Consider the following 14,008-nt stretch of genomic DNA (forward strand, 5'->3'; position numbering starts at 1 on the left):
ATAATTGGTCGGGTGATTTTTTAGCTTTATTCTGACAGGGTTTTGTGGATTTTGCGTGAGTGATTGGTTATTGTGGCGCATCCATTTTTTATAGGAGCAACCCATGCGTAAACCTTATGTTAAAAGCATTCTTTCTTATTCGATGGTCGGTAGTATTGGCCTGACTATCGTTGCCAGTTTGCAAGGTTGCGGTGGCGATCAACCGCCTACGCCGCCACAAAATCAAGCTCCCGGTGCGATTTCAGACGCAGCCAAAGGCGAGGGGATGTTTTTGGTGATTCAGCAAACCGGTGCGAATCCAGATACTTATGAGTTGAAAGAAAAACACCCTTCCAGCGAAGGTACACGCGCGATTCTCAAGGGCATGGATGGCTCTGAGCGCATCCTGAGTGAAGCAGAACTCAAGAAAATTGCCGAAGAAGAAGCTAAGAAAGTCGAAGATGGCACGTCCAAACTGACTCAGCCAGCCGCAGAAAATCAAGGCTTGAGCTTGGGTGAAACCTTGCTGGCTTCGGCGGCGGGCGCACTGATTGGCGGGATGATTGCGAATAAACTCATGGGCAATTCCAATTATCAGCAACACCAACAGCAGCAAACCCAACGGGCGCAAACCAGCATTAGCCGTCCGGCAGCGGGTGGTACTGACACGCGTGCAGTGAATCCGGGGCAAAATCAGCCTAAATCGGGTTTCATGGGTAATAACAATAATGGTGCTGGTTCTGCTGCGGGAGCGGGTGCAGGGTCAAGCACATCGGGCGGTTCTTCAGCGTCCGGTAGCAATTCTTACGGTGGTTAAATCACAATGATTCGTTTGGAAAAAGTCAATCCCATTAGCCCCGCGCTGATGGAGGAAGTCGGCATGACTTGGCACACTGACCCAGATGGGCAGCCTTACATTGCCGATGAAATTGTCCTGGTCACGGAAGACGAAGTAGAAGCGTATTACGAAGCGGCGAACACCCTGTACGATATGTACGTTGAAGCTGCGCAGCACGTTATCGACAACGAGCGTTTTTTAGAGCTGGATATTCCGTTTAACCTTGTTGATCCGATTAAACGTAGCTGGGAAAACGATCATCGGCATTTATACGGGCGTTTCGATTTTGCCGGTGGGGTGGATGGTTTGCCGATTAAACTGATTGAGTTTAATGCGGATACCCCGACCAGTTTATTTGAAACGGCGATTGTGCAATGGGCATTGCTGAAAGCCAATCATATGGATGAGGCTTCGCAGTTCAATTCTGTGTATGAAAGCATTCGCAACAGTTTCCGGCGTTTGGTGACGGGCGATAATGATCCCGATACTTTCGGCGAGTATTATCGTTTCCAAAATATTTTGTTTTCCAGTGTGCGCAATGAGCCGGAAGACGAGCGCACTGTGCGGTTTTTGCAGCATTTAGCCAGTGATGCGGGGTTTCAGACCGACTTTTGTTACACCGACGAAGTGGGCTTTTTGGAAGAAGAGGGGATTTTTAACCCGCAACAAACGCGCTTCGATTATTGGTTTAAGTTGTATCCGTGGGAAAATATCGCGCTGCAAACTGACGGTATTAATGGCATTTTAGATGACATTACCCGCAATACCGACACCGTGATTCTCAACCCGGCGTATACCTTGCTGTTCCAAAGCAAAGGTATGCTGAAAGTGTTGTATGAGCTGTTCCCGGATTCGCCGTATTTGCTGGAAACCCGTGGTGAGCCATTGCAAGGTCAACAACAGGTGGCAAAGAAAATGTTTGGGCGCGAAGGTGCAAACACGGTGATTTACGATGCGGCAGGGGCGATTTTGCACGCAATGCCGGGTGAATACGACCGTTACCGCAGCATTTACCAAGCGTTTGCCGCTTACCCGAAAGATGCGCAAGGCCGCAGCTACCAAGCTGGGGTGTTTTTCGCGTGGGAAGCTTGTGGCTTAGGTTTCCGCCGTGGCGGGGAAATTCTCGACAATCTCAGCAAGTTCGTGGCGCACCGCATGGTGTAAGTTTCACACGGCTAACTGGACATAAGCGTAAATAGCACCCAAAACGGCAGCTAACGGAATGATCAGTATGCCGACCGTGAGCCATAGCAACAAACGTCTAAAGGGATAGCCCTGATGTCGCCAAAAGCGCGTCAGGGTGTACACCCCGATCAATAAGACTTCCAACAACGCTGTGCCAAAAATAGCGAACAGTGCCCAATCAAGCATATCGCTGTAACCGCTCAGCAATAATGAACTTACCAGCGCAACCCCGCGCCCGATGAAATACACCGGTATCAGCAGCGATACCCACGATAGCCAGAACAGCGTGTGTTGCCATCCGGCATAATTTTGAACACCCAACTTACCCATAACTAGGACACTCACTAATGGCAGGGGGAGTGAGCGGGGTGTTTCAGCAAGCCCCGTTCACTTGCCTCATTGATAACAGATTTTGCGGTAATCTGCTGTATCATCTATAGCCAACTGGCAGTATTTGGCGGATGGGGAGTATCGGATGAACAATTTGGACAGTTTAACCCTCGCGGAAATCACGCAATGTTTGTGTCAACCAGGTGGCGCAACCCATGATGTACCGTTGCAGGCTAACCGTGACGCGGGGGTGTTAGTCCCGTTTGTGCGGGTGGCGGAAAGCTGGCATCTGGTCTTTATCCGCCGCCCGAAGTCTGAGCGCGATTACCATAGTGGGCAGGTGGCATTCGCGGGGGGTAAGCGTGACCTTAGCGACAGCGATTTGTGCATGACGGCATTGCGTGAGGCGTATGAAGAAATCGGGGTGGCGATGCAAGATGTGACGATTTTGGGGCAGTTGGGTATCCATCACAGTGCCAGCCGTTACCGCATTACACCCACCGTTGGGGTTATGCCTTGGCCTTATGCACTCACCTTAAATCCGCTGGAAGTGGCGCGGGTTTTCACCATCCCGTTGCAATGGTTGGCGCAGCCGCACCACCACGAAATCCGTTACCGCGAATTGGCGGGCTTTGCCGAACCTGTGCCTATGGTGTATTTTCAGGAATACGACGGCGAAGTGCTGTGGGGGGCGACGGCGCGGATTACGTTGTCGTTGTTGGCGTGTTTACGGGCATAAAAAAGGGCGCGATCAACGCACCCTTTCTTTTCGATTAAGTGAACCGCAGGATTAGTTCTTAGACTTATCTACGATCTTTTGAATCCAAGGCATCATCGCACGCAGCTTGCCACCGGTTTGTTCAATCGGGTGCGCTGCATTGTTACGGCGGTATGCAGTCATGGATGGGTAGTTAGAAGCCCCTTCCAGGATGAAGTTTTTCGCGTATTCGCCGTTTTGGATGTCTTTCAGAGCTTGACGCATCGCTGCGCGGGATTGCTCGTTGATGACTTTCGGGCCAGTTACATACTCGCCATACTCCGCATTGTTGGAGATGGAGTAGTTCATGTTGGCAATGCCGCCTTCGTACATCAGGTCAACGATCAGTTTGAGTTCGTGTAGGCACTCAAAGTAAGCCATTTCTGGCGCGTAACCCGCTTCAGTCAGGGTTTCAAAGCCCATTTTGACCAGTTCAACCGCGCCACCGCACAATACCGCTTGTTCGCCGAACAAGTCAGTTTCGGTTTCGTCTTTAAAGGTGGTTTCGATGATACCAGTACGACCGCCGCCGATAGCAGAAGCGTAAGACAGCGCGACTGCTTTCGCTTGACCAGAAGCATCTTGCTGGATAGCAATCAGGTCAGGGATGCCGCCGCCTTTGACGAATTCGTTACGGACAGTGTGACCCGGTGCTTTAGGGGCAATCATGATTACGTCCAAATCTGCACGTGGCACGATTTGGTTGTAGTGAATCGCAAAACCGTGCGCGAATGCCAGCGTTGCACCTTGTTTCAGGTTTGGCTGGATTTCTTCACGATACAATTGGCTTTGGAACTCATCAGGCGTCAGGATCATGATGATGTCAGCAGCAGCAACAGCTTCAGCAACAGGTGCTACTTTCAGGCCAGCGTTTTGCGCTTTGGCTACCGTTGGGGAATTGCTACGCAGACCAACAGTGACATCCACGCCGGAATCTTTCAGGTTGCAAGCGTGTGCATGACCTTGTGAACCGTAACCAATGATGGCAACTTTCTTGCCACGGATAATAGAAAGGTCAGCGTCTTTGTCGTAATAAATGTTTAATGCCATGAGTGTTACCTTAAATCAATCAAATACTGGTTAAGCGCGTAACGCGGTATCGCCACGTGCAATGCCCATACTGCCGGAACGCACCACTTCAATGATGCGAAAATCTTTGAGTGTGCTAACAAACGCATCCAATTTGGAGCGATCACCCGTCAACTCAATGGTGTAGGTGTGGTCAGTTACGTCAATGATATTGCCACGGAAAATGTCCGAAAGGCGTTTGACCGCTTCACACGTCGAATTTTTATCAACGCCGACTTTAATGAACATCATTTCGCGTTCAATGTGAGGATACTGCGCCAAGTCCATGATCTTGACCACATCAATCAGTTTGTGTAACTGCTTGAGTATCTGCTCGACAATTTCATCACTGCCGCGTGTTACCAGCGTCAGGCGGGAAAGGGTTGCATCTTCAGTCGGTGCAACGGTCAGGGATTCAATATTGTAACCCCGTGCGGAGAATAATCCGGCAACACGCGACAACGCGCCTGCTTCATTCTCCATTAAAATGGAAATCACATGCCGCATCTTGTCACCTATACCAGAATCATTTCGTTATGACCAGCACCTGCCGGAACCATCGGGAACACGTTATTTTCCTGTTCCGTCACGAAGTCCATGAATACCAAACGGTCTTTCATTGCCATCGCTTCTTTCAATGCGCCTTCCACATCTGCCGGATTTTCGATGCGCATCCCGACATGCCCGTAGGCTTCGGTTAACTTCACGAAATCAGGCAGGGAATCCATATAAGACATGGCGTAACGCTTCTGGTAGAAGAATTCCTGCCACTGACGCACCATGCCGAGGTAGCCATTGTTTAAGCAGATGATTTTAACGGGCAAGCGGTATTGCAGACACGTCGCCAGTTCCTGAATACACATCTGAATACTGCCGTCGCCGGTAATGCACGCCACGGTTTCTTCCGGGAATGCCAGTTGCACACCCATTGCTGCCGGTAAACCAAAGCCCATCGTGCCTAAACCACCGGAGTTAATCCAACGGTTCGGTTTATTGAACTTGTAATACTGCGCCGCCCACATCTGGTGTTGACCGACATCGGAGGTGATATACGCATCACCGCCAGTAACTTCCCAGAGCTTTTCAATGACGTACTGCGCCCGAATCGCTTTTTGCGGGTCTTGCGTGTATTTCATGCAATCGACGCTGCGCCATTCCTCGATTTGTTTCCACCACGTAGCGAGTGCCGCCGGATCAGTGCGTTCGGTGCGCGTGCGCAATTCTTCCAGCAAATCGACAATCACGTTTTTGACATCACCAACAATTGGCACGTCTACTTTAACGTTTTTAGAAATGGAAGCCGGGTCAATATCAATATGAATGATTTTGGCGTAAGGGCAGAATTTTTCAATATTGCCGGTAACGCGGTCATCAAAACGTGCCCCAATCGCAATAATCAAATCGGAGTCATGCATCGAATGGTTGGCTTCATACGTGCCGTGCATCCCCAACATGCCGATGAACTGCTTATCCATTGACGGGTAAGCACCCAAACCCATCAGGGTATTGGTAATCGGGAAGCCCAATTCACGGGTAAGCTCAGTCAATTCGTGCGCTGCACCGGATAACACCACGCCACCCCCGGTGTACAATACCGGACGTTTAGCTTCCAGCATCAGGTCAACCGCACGGCGAATTTGCCGTTTATTGCCTTTTACCGTGGGGTTATACGAGCGTAAGGTGATTTCCTGCGGGTAATGGAACTCGCAACGCGCAGTAGTAATGTCTTTAGGAATATCGACTAACACTGGCCCCGGACGACCGGTGCTGGCGATAAAAAACGCCTTCTTAATGGTCGTGGCAAGATCTTTAACATCCGTTACCAAGAAATTGTGTTTCACGCACGGGCGCGTAATGCCCACAATATCCACTTCTTGGAATGCATCATTACCAATGAGCGCGCGCGGCACTTGCCCGGTAAAGACTACCAGTGGCACAGAATCCATGTAGGCATCGGCAATGCCTGTTACTGCATTGGTCGCGCCAGGGCCTGATGTGACTAGCACAACACCCGGTCTGTTGGTTGCTTTGGCGTACCCTTCCGCTGCATGGACAGCAGCTTGCTCATGTCTTACGAGAATATGGTTGACCTTATCCTGTTGCTTATACAGCGCATCATAGATGAACAGGACAGCACCTCCGGGATAACCGAAGATGGTTTCAACCCCTTCTTCCTTAAGACACTCGACGAATATCTCGGCTCCGGTCAGTTCCACAATTAACTCCCTAAATCGCATTGGGCGAAGGAAAAGATTCGCATCATAATACGAACGCTTCAGGGATTACACCCCAAAAACCGTAATGTTGGCGGATTTTTTCAGGTTTGCAGCATTTCATTGTTACCTGTCAGCTAAAATGCAATGCGTGTCGGGAAAAATTGGCGATGTAGTGATAGAATCCACACTCTAACTGAACAGATTGCCGCAGCATACACAGGTTTTTGAATGAAATATTCGCGTTATTCCCACAAAACAATGGTTCATCGTCTTTTGTTAGCTTCCATGTTGTGGTTGGCAACTGCGCCGAGCGGCATGGCTGAGGATGCGCCGCGCATCAATTTACAGGATGTTGAAATCCGTCAGTTAGTTGATATTGTTGCAAAAGATACCGGTAAGAATTTCATTGTTGACCCCCAAGTGCGTGGCAAGATCACCTTTGTTTCAGGGCGTGGCTTGGATAAGTCCGGCTTGTATGAAGCCTTTCTTTCGGTGCTACAAGTTCACGGTTTTGATGCGATTGAGTCGGGTGATTTAATTAAAATTGTGCCCGTGGGCAAGGCGCGTTCTCAGGTCGCTCCCTTGGTAAACAACGCTGGTGAAAGCAATGTTGATGAAACCGTCACCGAAGTCATCAAACTGAATTACATTCCTGTCGCGACGGCATTACAGACGTTGACCCCATTGAGTGGTCAAGGCGAAACCCGGATTCAGCCGAATCAGGCCAGTAACTCTGTGGTTATTACCGGGCGGGCGCAAAACGTCGCACGCTTACGCGCGGTGGCAGAGAGTATTGATAACCCTAATAACGATGATTTTGAGCTGGTGGAATTGCAGTATGCAGTAGCTTCGCAAGTGGCAACCACGTTACAAGGTTTAATGGCTCCCGGTGGCGCGGCAGGCGAAGGTGCATTGCCTGCAACCGGGCGGGTATCAGCAGATGAGCGCACCAATAGCGTATTAGTTTCCGGCGACAAGCAAACCCGCGAACGCATGAAAAAAGCGATTGCCAAACTGGACGTGCAACGTGCTACCGAAGGCGATACCCGTGTTATCCCCTTGCGTTACGCTAAAGCGGAAGATGTGGTGGCGGTGCTTAACGGTGTATCCCCTGCGTTGCAAGAACAATCGGGGGCAACCCCCGCTGCGGGTGGAGCTGCCCCAGCCGCAGTAGCGAGTGCCGCACGCAGTGGTGGGGTGACGGTATTAGCGGATAAGTCCAGCAACTCGATTATTATCAGCGGCCCGCCGACCTTACAGAAAAACATGATGGGCGTGATTGCACAACTGGATCGGCGGCGTGCGCAGGTGCTGGTTGAAGCGGTTATTGCGGAAGTTTCGACCGACTTGAGCAATAAAATTGGCGCGACTTTGCTCTCCAATGGTGCAGCCGATGGTAAGGGCGCGGTGGGTTACAGCAACTTTGCTACCGACGGTTTAAATACGGCGATTGCGCTGGCAAGTGGCACAGCAACAGCCGTACCTGGTGGTTTGTTGCTGGGTGGTGGTAATAAAAGTTTTGGTGCGATTGTGGAAGCCCTCAAGGGCGATGCAGCTACCAATATTCTTTCCACGCCTACCTTGGTGACAATGGATAATGAGGAAGCGGAAATCACGGTTGGTCAGGAAGTGCCGTTTATTACCGGCAAAAGTACCAGCAGCTCTAGCGATACCACCAATCCGTTTACCACCATTGAACGCCGTGACGTGGGCTTGAAGTTTAAAATTACCCCGCAAATCAATCGTGGCGAAACGGTTAACCTGAAAATTGAGCAGGAATCCTCCAATGTGGCTTCCAGCAGTGCGGGCGCGTCCGATTTGATTACCAATAAACGCCGTATTATGACCAATGTGATGGTGGATGACGGGCAAATTTTGGTGTTAGGCGGTTTAATCGAAGACAATTACCGCGATTCTGAAAATAAAGTGCCGGTGCTGGGCGATATTCCGGTATTGGGCGGCATTTTCCGTAATAACACCACCAACAAAACCAAAAATAACCTGATGGTATTTATCCATCCGGTGATTTTGCCGGATGCGCAATCCGCTGATGCGTATACCCGCCGTAAGTACCAAACCATGCAACAGCAACAACAGCGCAGCCAAGTGACTCAGCGCGGTAGTTTGCCAGAAAAAGCCTCCACTTTGCCTGCGGATATGAGCAAAGTGAGCAATGGTTCGGCGGACGATTTGCACCTCGGCTCACCGCTATACCCCGTCCAGGGAAGACCGCATAAACCTGCCCAGCAAGGGGCGTGCGTTAATTCGGCAGACCCGTTCTGTAATGGTACGTTATGAGTGATACCCAACCCACTGCGCTGCTAAAAGATTTACCGTATAGCTTTGCCAAGCGGCACGGGGTATTGCTGCAAAACACTTCAGACGGGGCAACGGTGCAATGTCGCCAAGGTGTCAGCGCGTTAGCATTGGCAGAAGTGCAGCGATTGGTGGCGGGTGAACTGCACTTTCAAGCCGTGGATACCGAAAGTTTTGACCGTTTGTTAGCGGCGCATTATGAGCGCAGCCAAGTCGGGTCTTTGATGATTCAGGAGATTGATGAGGATGTTGATCTTCAGGATATTGCCGGTTCCTTGCCAGAGCCAGAGGATTTGCTGGAGTCGGCAGATGATGCCCCGATTATTCGTTTAATCAATGGGTTGTTGGCGCAAGCGGTGAAAGAAAACGCCTCGGACATTCATATTGAAACCTTTGAAAGCCGGATGTCGGTGCGAATGCGGGTGGATGGCGTATTGCGTGAAATTATCGAGCCGCCGCGCCGTTCCGCACCCGTGATTATTTCGCGGATTAAAGTCATGGCGCGTCTGGATATTGCCGAAAAACGCTTGCCGCAGGATGGGCGTATTTCTTTACGGATTGCGGGGCGTGCGGTGGATGTGCGGGTGTCAACCTTGCCGTCGGGTCATTCGGAGCGGGTGGTATTGCGCTTGCTGGATAAGCAGGCGGGGCGGTTAAACTTATCGCATTTGGGAATGGATGAGGGTGTCCACACGCGCTTGCAGTCGCTCATTGAAAAGCCGCACGGGATTATTTTGGTGACGGGGCCAACCGGTTCGGGGAAAACCACTACCTTGTACGCCGGATTGACTCACTTGAATGATCAGCGGCGCAATATTCTGACGGTAGAAGATCCGATTGAGTATTACATCGACGGTATCGGGCAAACCCAAGTCAATAATAAGGTGGATATGACCTTTGCACGGGGTTTGCGGGCAATTTTGCGCCAAGACCCGGACGTGGTAATGGTCGGGGAAATTCGCGACATTGAGACTGCCGAAATCGCGGTGCAAGCGAGTTTGACCGGGCATTTGGTGTTTTCAACCTTGCATACTAATACCGCGATTGGGGCGGTGACGCGCTTGCGGGATATGGGGGTGGAGCCTTATTTATTGTCTTCCAGTTTATTAGGGGTGGTGGCGCAACGCTTGGTGCGGGTATTGTGTCCGGCCTGTAAAACGCCGATCTTACCGGATAAAACGGAGCGGGATTTTTTCCGCAAACACCTTTCTGACGGCGACGATTTGGAAGGCACAACGCCGTTTCGCCCGGTGGGTTGCCCTGCGTGTAACCATACCGGTTTTGTGGGGCGGGTAGGTATCTATGAATTGGTGGAAATTGACGACACCTTACGCCAAATGATCCATGACCGTGCCAGCGAAATTCAGATGGGCGAATACGCTCACCAACACGCACCCAGTTTGCGGGATGACGGTATCCGTTTGGTGTTGGAAGGCAAAACTTCATTGGATGAAATTTTGCGGGTAACGCGGGAGGATGCCTAAGTGCCAGCCTTTGAATACCTTGCATTAAACCCAGCGGGTAAAGAAGAGCGCGGTATTTTGGAAGCGGATGCGCCGCGTCAGGTGCGCCAATTATTGCGCAATCGTGAATTAGTGCCGCTGGAAGTTAACGAGGTTGCCCAAAAGCAAAAGACGGCGGAAAACCGGGGCTTTCTGGGAAGCGGTCGGTTAAATCCGACCGACCTTGCGTTAATGACGCGGCAATTAGCCACTTTGGTTGGTGCAGGTTCACCCGTTGAAGAAGCCTTGAGTGCCATCGTGCGCCAAACCGAACGGCCTTCCGCGCGGCGTATTTTCTCGGCAATTCGGGCGCGGGTTATGGAAGGTCATGCCTTGGCAAACGCGCTGGCGTTGTTTCCGGGGGCGTTTCCGGTGTTGTATCGGGCAACCGTGGGCGCGGGTGAACAATCGGGGCATTTACCGGCAGTGTTAGAGCGGTTGGCGGAATACACCGAAAATCACCAGCACGGGCAGCAAAAAATCATGACGGCGTTGGCTTACCCTACCGTATTACTGTTGGTGGCGATTGGGGTGGTGGTGGCGTTATTGCGTTTTGTTGTGCCGAAAGTGGTGGAAGCTTTTGAAACCCTTGATGTGACATTGCCGCTGCTGACGCGGATGCTGATTGCCTCCAGCGAGTTTTTACAGAATTACGGTTTGGTGTTACTGCTGGGCATTGGTTTGGTGGTGGCGGGCGTGGCGTGGTTATTACGTAAGCCGCAGTGGCAACGGCGTTACCATCAATTGCTGTTGCGCGTGCCGATTATTGGACGCTTGGTGCGCGGTATTAATACTGAACATTTTGCCCGCACTTTTAGCATTCTCAATAGCAGCGGGGTGTCGGTGTTAGAGGCGATGAAGATTTCGGCAGAAGTCGTGACCAATATTCCGATGCGCGAATCCGTGTTGAGCGCGGCAGATCGGGTACGCGAAGGGATGCCGATTCATAAAGCATTGGAGCGTTCGGGGTATTTTCCGCCGATGATGGTTTACCTGATTGCCAGCGGAGAAGGCAGCGGTCGTTTGGATCAAATGTTGGAACGCGCTGCGATTCAACAAGAACGCGAAACCCAAGCCCGACTCGCTACCTTGTTGAGTTTGCTGGAACCTGGGCTGATTTTGTTCATGGGCGGCATTGTTACCTTGATCGTGTTGTCAATTATGTTGCCGGTGATGGGCGGCATGTCTAATTTAATGCATTAATCTTTTTAACCGATATAACTCGTCTAACGCTTGGCGTGGGGTGAGTTCATCCGGGTCTACGGCGGCGAGTGCCGCTTTCACCTTTTCGGCGATTTCATCTTTGGGTTCGGTGGGTGTGCCGAACATCAGTGGCAGGGTTTGCCCCGGTTGTGGGGCTTGCTGGCTGTGCTTTTCCAGTGATACCAGTTTCTTTTTTGCCTGTGCAATCACGCCTTTGGGTACACCTGCCAATTGTGCTACTTGCAGGCCGTAGCTTTGGTTGGCGGGGCCTTCTTTCACCGCGTGTAAAAACACGATTTTGTCGCCATGCTCTACTGCGTCGATATGCACATTCGCAATGGTGCTGATTTGTTCGGCGAGGGAGGTTAGCTCGAAATAGTGGGTGGCAAATAGGGTGAAAGCTTTGCGGTCGCGGGCGAGGAATTCGGCGATTGCCCATGCCAGTGACAAGCCATCGAATGTGCTGGTTCCGCGCCCGATTTCGTCCATTAATACCAAACTGTGGGCGGTGGCGTTGTTGAGGATATTGGCGGCTTCGGTCATTTCTACCATGAAGGTTGAACGCCCGGTGCTTAAGTCGTCGTGTGCGCCAATGCGGGTGAAAATACGGTCAATATTGCCAAGACGAGCGGTTTGCGCGGGGACGTAACTGCCAATGTGTGCCAGCAACACGATCAACGCAACTTGGCGCATGTAGGTGGATTTTCCGCCCATATTCGGGCCTGTGACCATCAACATACGGCGGCGCGAGTCCATGTATAAATCGTTTGGTACGAAGGGGTTATCGAGGGTGCGTTCGACTACCGGATGCCTTCCGCCTTCGATTTGAATACCCGCACCATCCACCAGCGCGGGGCAGTTGTAATTTAAGGTGTTGGCGCGTTCGGCGAAATTGCTCAATACATCGAGTTCGGCGATGGCTTGTGCGGTGTTGCGAATGGGGTTTAAGTGTTCCAGTAAATCACGTAACAGGTTGTCGTAAATCGCTTTCTCGCGGGCAAGGGCGCGTTCGCGGGCAGACAGCACTTTGTCTTCAAATTTTTTCAGTTCGGGCAGAATGAAGCGTTCCACGCCTTTAAGCGTTTGGCGACGGATGTAGTCGGCGGGAATCCGGCTCAGTTGACTTTGCGGGATTTCGACGTAATAGCCGTGGATACGGTTGTAGGCGACTTTGAGATTGTTGATACCGGTGCGGACTTTTTCGCGGGCTTCGAGATCAAGCAGGTATTGGTCGGCGTTCTCGCTCAAATTGCGTAATTCATCGAGTTCGGCATCGAAACTGGGAGCGATTACGCCACCGTCGCGGATGACCACGGGTGGGTTGTCGATAATGGCGGAATCCAGCAGGTAGCGGAGTGCCTCGTGCAGGTCGATATTGCTTTGTAATTGCTGGATGTGCGGGTTGTCGATGGTGCCGATCAAACCGTGAATGCCTGGCAATACGTGCAAGGAACTACGCAGGGTGGACAGGTCACGCGGACGTGCTGAGCCGAGGGCGATGCGGCTGGCGATGCGCTCGATGTCGCCGATGCCGCGCAAGGTTTCCAGCAGGGTTTCGTAGCGGTATTGGTCGAGCAATGCGCCGACAGCTTGGTGGCGGTTGCGTAAGGTAAAACGGTCGCGCAACGGTTTGTTGAGCCAGCGGCGTAGCAGGCGGCTGCCCATGCTGGTGGCGGTTTTGTCGATCACCGAAATCAGGGTGTTTTTGTGTTCACCGCTGATGCTGTATTCGAGTTCCAGATTGCGGCGGCTGGCGGCATCGAGAATGATGCCTTCGTCGCTGAGTTCCACCGTGAGGCTGTTGATGTGGGGCAGGGCGGTGCGCTGGGTTTCTTGCACGTAATTGAGCAATGCGCCCGCAGCGGCAATCGCAAGTGGCAGGTGATTGCAGCCGAAACCGTCGAGATCGTGTACCCCGAATTGGCGTAGCAGCAGGCGTTTGGCGGTGTCGAGGTCGAAGTGCCATTGCGGGCGCGGGGTGGAAATGCGGTTGCGGGCGAAGGCGGGTTTCCAGTCTTCGTCGTGCAGGATTTCAGCGGGTTGCAGGCGTTCGATTTCATTGTGCAGGGTGGTGTCGGAATCGGCTTCTTGCACGGTGAAGCGTCCGGTGCTTAGGTCGATGGCGGCGATGCCGTAAGACCCCCCCTTCCCCGGCCCTTCCCCCGCAAGGGGGGCAGGGAGTCTATGAATCGCGACGAGCAGGTTGTCGCGACGATCATCCAGCAAATAATCATCAGTGACAGTGCCGGGGGTTAGTAGGCGGGTGATTTTGCGTTCGACCGGGCCTTTAGACTTAGCGGGGTCGCCGACTTGTTCGCAAATGGCGACAGATTCGCCGACTTTAAGGAGTTTGGCGAGGTATTGTTCGACCGCGTGGTAAGGCACACCCGCCATCGCAATCGGTTCCCCAGCGGAAGAGCCGCGTGCGGTGAGGGTGATGTCGAGCAAGGCAGCGGCTTTTTTTGCGTCATCCATGAACAGTTCGTAGAAATCGCCCATGCGGTAAAACAGGAGGATGTCGGGGTATTCCGCTTTGATTCGGAAATACTGTTGCATCATGGGGGTGTGTTGCTGTTCTTTGCTCATGGCTCGTCGGGGCTGCTGGATTAAGCAG

11 protein-coding genes are annotated in these 14,008 nt (G+C 52.0%); 6 read left to right on the forward strand and 5 right to left on the reverse strand.

What is annotated here, in order from left to right:
* Nucleotides 1-103 precede the first annotated feature (103 nt).
* The gene (locus tag J9260_RS07605; protein WP_210220402.1) at nt 104-796 is read left to right on the forward strand and encodes a Cj0371 family chemotaxis-regulating polar lipoprotein; all 693 of its coding nucleotides are present in this window, start codon (nt 104-106) and stop codon (nt 794-796) included.
* A 6-nt stretch (nt 797-802) separates the two neighbouring features.
* The gene (locus tag J9260_RS07610) at nt 803-1,981 is read left to right on the forward strand and encodes a glutathionylspermidine synthase family protein (protein ID WP_210220403.1); all 1,179 of its coding nucleotides are present in this window, start codon (nt 803-805) and stop codon (nt 1,979-1,981) included.
* 3 nt (nt 1,982-1,984) lie between these two features.
* Here the strand turns inward: J9260_RS07610 and J9260_RS07615 are convergent, their stop codons facing one another.
* Nucleotides 1,985-2,332 carry a hypothetical protein gene (locus J9260_RS07615; protein WP_210220404.1) on the reverse strand — a complete coding sequence of 116 codons (348 nt, stop codon included), beginning with the start codon at nt 2,330-2,332 and terminating at the stop codon, nt 1,985-1,987.
* A 145-nt stretch (nt 2,333-2,477) separates the two neighbouring features.
* Between J9260_RS07615 and J9260_RS07620 the strand changes: the two genes are divergently transcribed.
* Nucleotides 2,478-3,071 carry an NUDIX hydrolase gene (locus J9260_RS07620; RefSeq protein ID WP_210220405.1) on the forward strand — a complete coding sequence of 198 codons (594 nt, stop codon included), beginning with the start codon at nt 2,478-2,480 and terminating at the stop codon, nt 3,069-3,071.
* A 51-nt stretch (nt 3,072-3,122) separates the two neighbouring features.
* Here the strand turns inward: J9260_RS07620 and ilvC are convergent, their stop codons facing one another.
* The 3 genes from ilvC to ilvB are packed head-to-tail and all read right to left on the reverse strand — an operon-like array spanning nt 3,123 to nt 6,373.
* Complete coding sequence (ilvC, locus tag J9260_RS07625; protein WP_210220406.1) at nt 3,123-4,139, reverse strand: ketol-acid reductoisomerase; 1,017 nt, start codon at nt 4,137-4,139, stop codon at nt 3,123-3,125.
* A gap of 30 nt (nt 4,140-4,169) precedes the next feature.
* On the reverse strand, nt 4,170-4,664 hold the full coding sequence (gene ilvN / locus J9260_RS07630) for an acetolactate synthase small subunit (protein ID WP_210220407.1): 495 nt from the start codon (nt 4,662-4,664) through the stop codon (nt 4,170-4,172).
* Between the two features lie 8 nt (nt 4,665-4,672).
* A complete protein-coding gene (gene ilvB, locus J9260_RS07635; RefSeq protein WP_210220408.1) occupies nt 4,673-6,373 on the reverse strand; it encodes a biosynthetic-type acetolactate synthase large subunit in 1,701 nt (566 codons plus the stop codon).
* A gap of 228 nt (nt 6,374-6,601) precedes the next feature.
* On the opposite strand from ilvB, the gene gspD reads away from it, so the two are divergent.
* From gspD to gspF, 3 genes are read left to right on the forward strand one after another with little or no spacing between them, the layout of a single operon-like run.
* Nucleotides 6,602-8,671, forward strand: coding sequence for a type II secretion system secretin GspD (gene gspD, locus J9260_RS07640; protein WP_210220409.1), 2,070 nt, complete (start codon nt 6,602-6,604; stop codon nt 8,669-8,671).
* On the forward strand, nt 8,668-10,173 hold the full coding sequence (gene gspE / locus J9260_RS07645) for a type II secretion system ATPase GspE (RefSeq protein WP_210220410.1): 1,506 nt from the start codon (nt 8,668-8,670) through the stop codon (nt 10,171-10,173). Before gspD ends, gspE begins: the two co-directional genes overlap by 4 nt.
* Nucleotides 10,174-11,394, forward strand: a complete 1,221-nt coding sequence (gspF, locus tag J9260_RS07650) for a type II secretion system inner membrane protein GspF (RefSeq protein WP_210220411.1) — start codon at nt 10,174-10,176, stop codon at nt 11,392-11,394.
* Here gspF and mutS read toward each other — a convergent pair.
* Nucleotides 11,383-13,980, reverse strand: coding sequence for a DNA mismatch repair protein MutS (mutS, locus tag J9260_RS07655; protein WP_210220412.1), 2,598 nt, complete (start codon nt 13,978-13,980; stop codon nt 11,383-11,385). The two genes, gspF and mutS, sit on opposite strands and share 12 nt — an antisense overlap.
* Nucleotides 13,981-14,008: the final 28 nt, after the last annotated feature.

The sequence above is a fragment of the Thiothrix unzii genome (assembly GCF_017901175.1).
Taxonomy (GTDB): Bacteria; Pseudomonadota; Gammaproteobacteria; order Thiotrichales; family Thiotrichaceae; genus Thiothrix; species Thiothrix unzii.

Excerpts from the sequence above, each read along its gene's own strand:
- gspE (WP_210220410.1), top strand. The coding sequence starts at position 8,668 with ATGAGTGATACCCAACCCACTGCGCTGCTAAAAGATTTACCGTATAGC.
- J9260_RS07610 (WP_210220403.1), top strand. The coding sequence starts at position 803 with ATGATTCGTTTGGAAAAAGTCAATCCCATTAGCCCCGCGCTGATGGAG.
- J9260_RS07620 (WP_210220405.1), top strand. The coding sequence starts at position 2,478 with ATGAACAATTTGGACAGTTTAACCCTCGCGGAAATCACGCAATGTTTG.
- J9260_RS07615 (WP_210220404.1), bottom strand. The coding sequence starts at position 2,332 with ATGGGTAAGTTGGGTGTTCAAAATTATGCCGGATGGCAACACACGCTG.
- J9260_RS07605 (WP_210220402.1), top strand. The coding sequence starts at position 104 with ATGCGTAAACCTTATGTTAAAAGCATTCTTTCTTATTCGATGGTCGGT.
- gspD (WP_210220409.1), top strand. The coding sequence starts at position 6,602 with ATGAAATATTCGCGTTATTCCCACAAAACAATGGTTCATCGTCTTTTG.
- ilvN (WP_210220407.1), bottom strand. The coding sequence starts at position 4,664 with ATGCGGCATGTGATTTCCATTTTAATGGAGAATGAAGCAGGCGCGTTG.
- mutS (WP_210220412.1), bottom strand. The coding sequence starts at position 13,980 with ATGAGCAAAGAACAGCAACACACCCCCATGATGCAACAGTATTTCCGA.
- ilvC (WP_210220406.1), bottom strand. The coding sequence starts at position 4,139 with ATGGCATTAAACATTTATTACGACAAAGACGCTGACCTTTCTATTATC.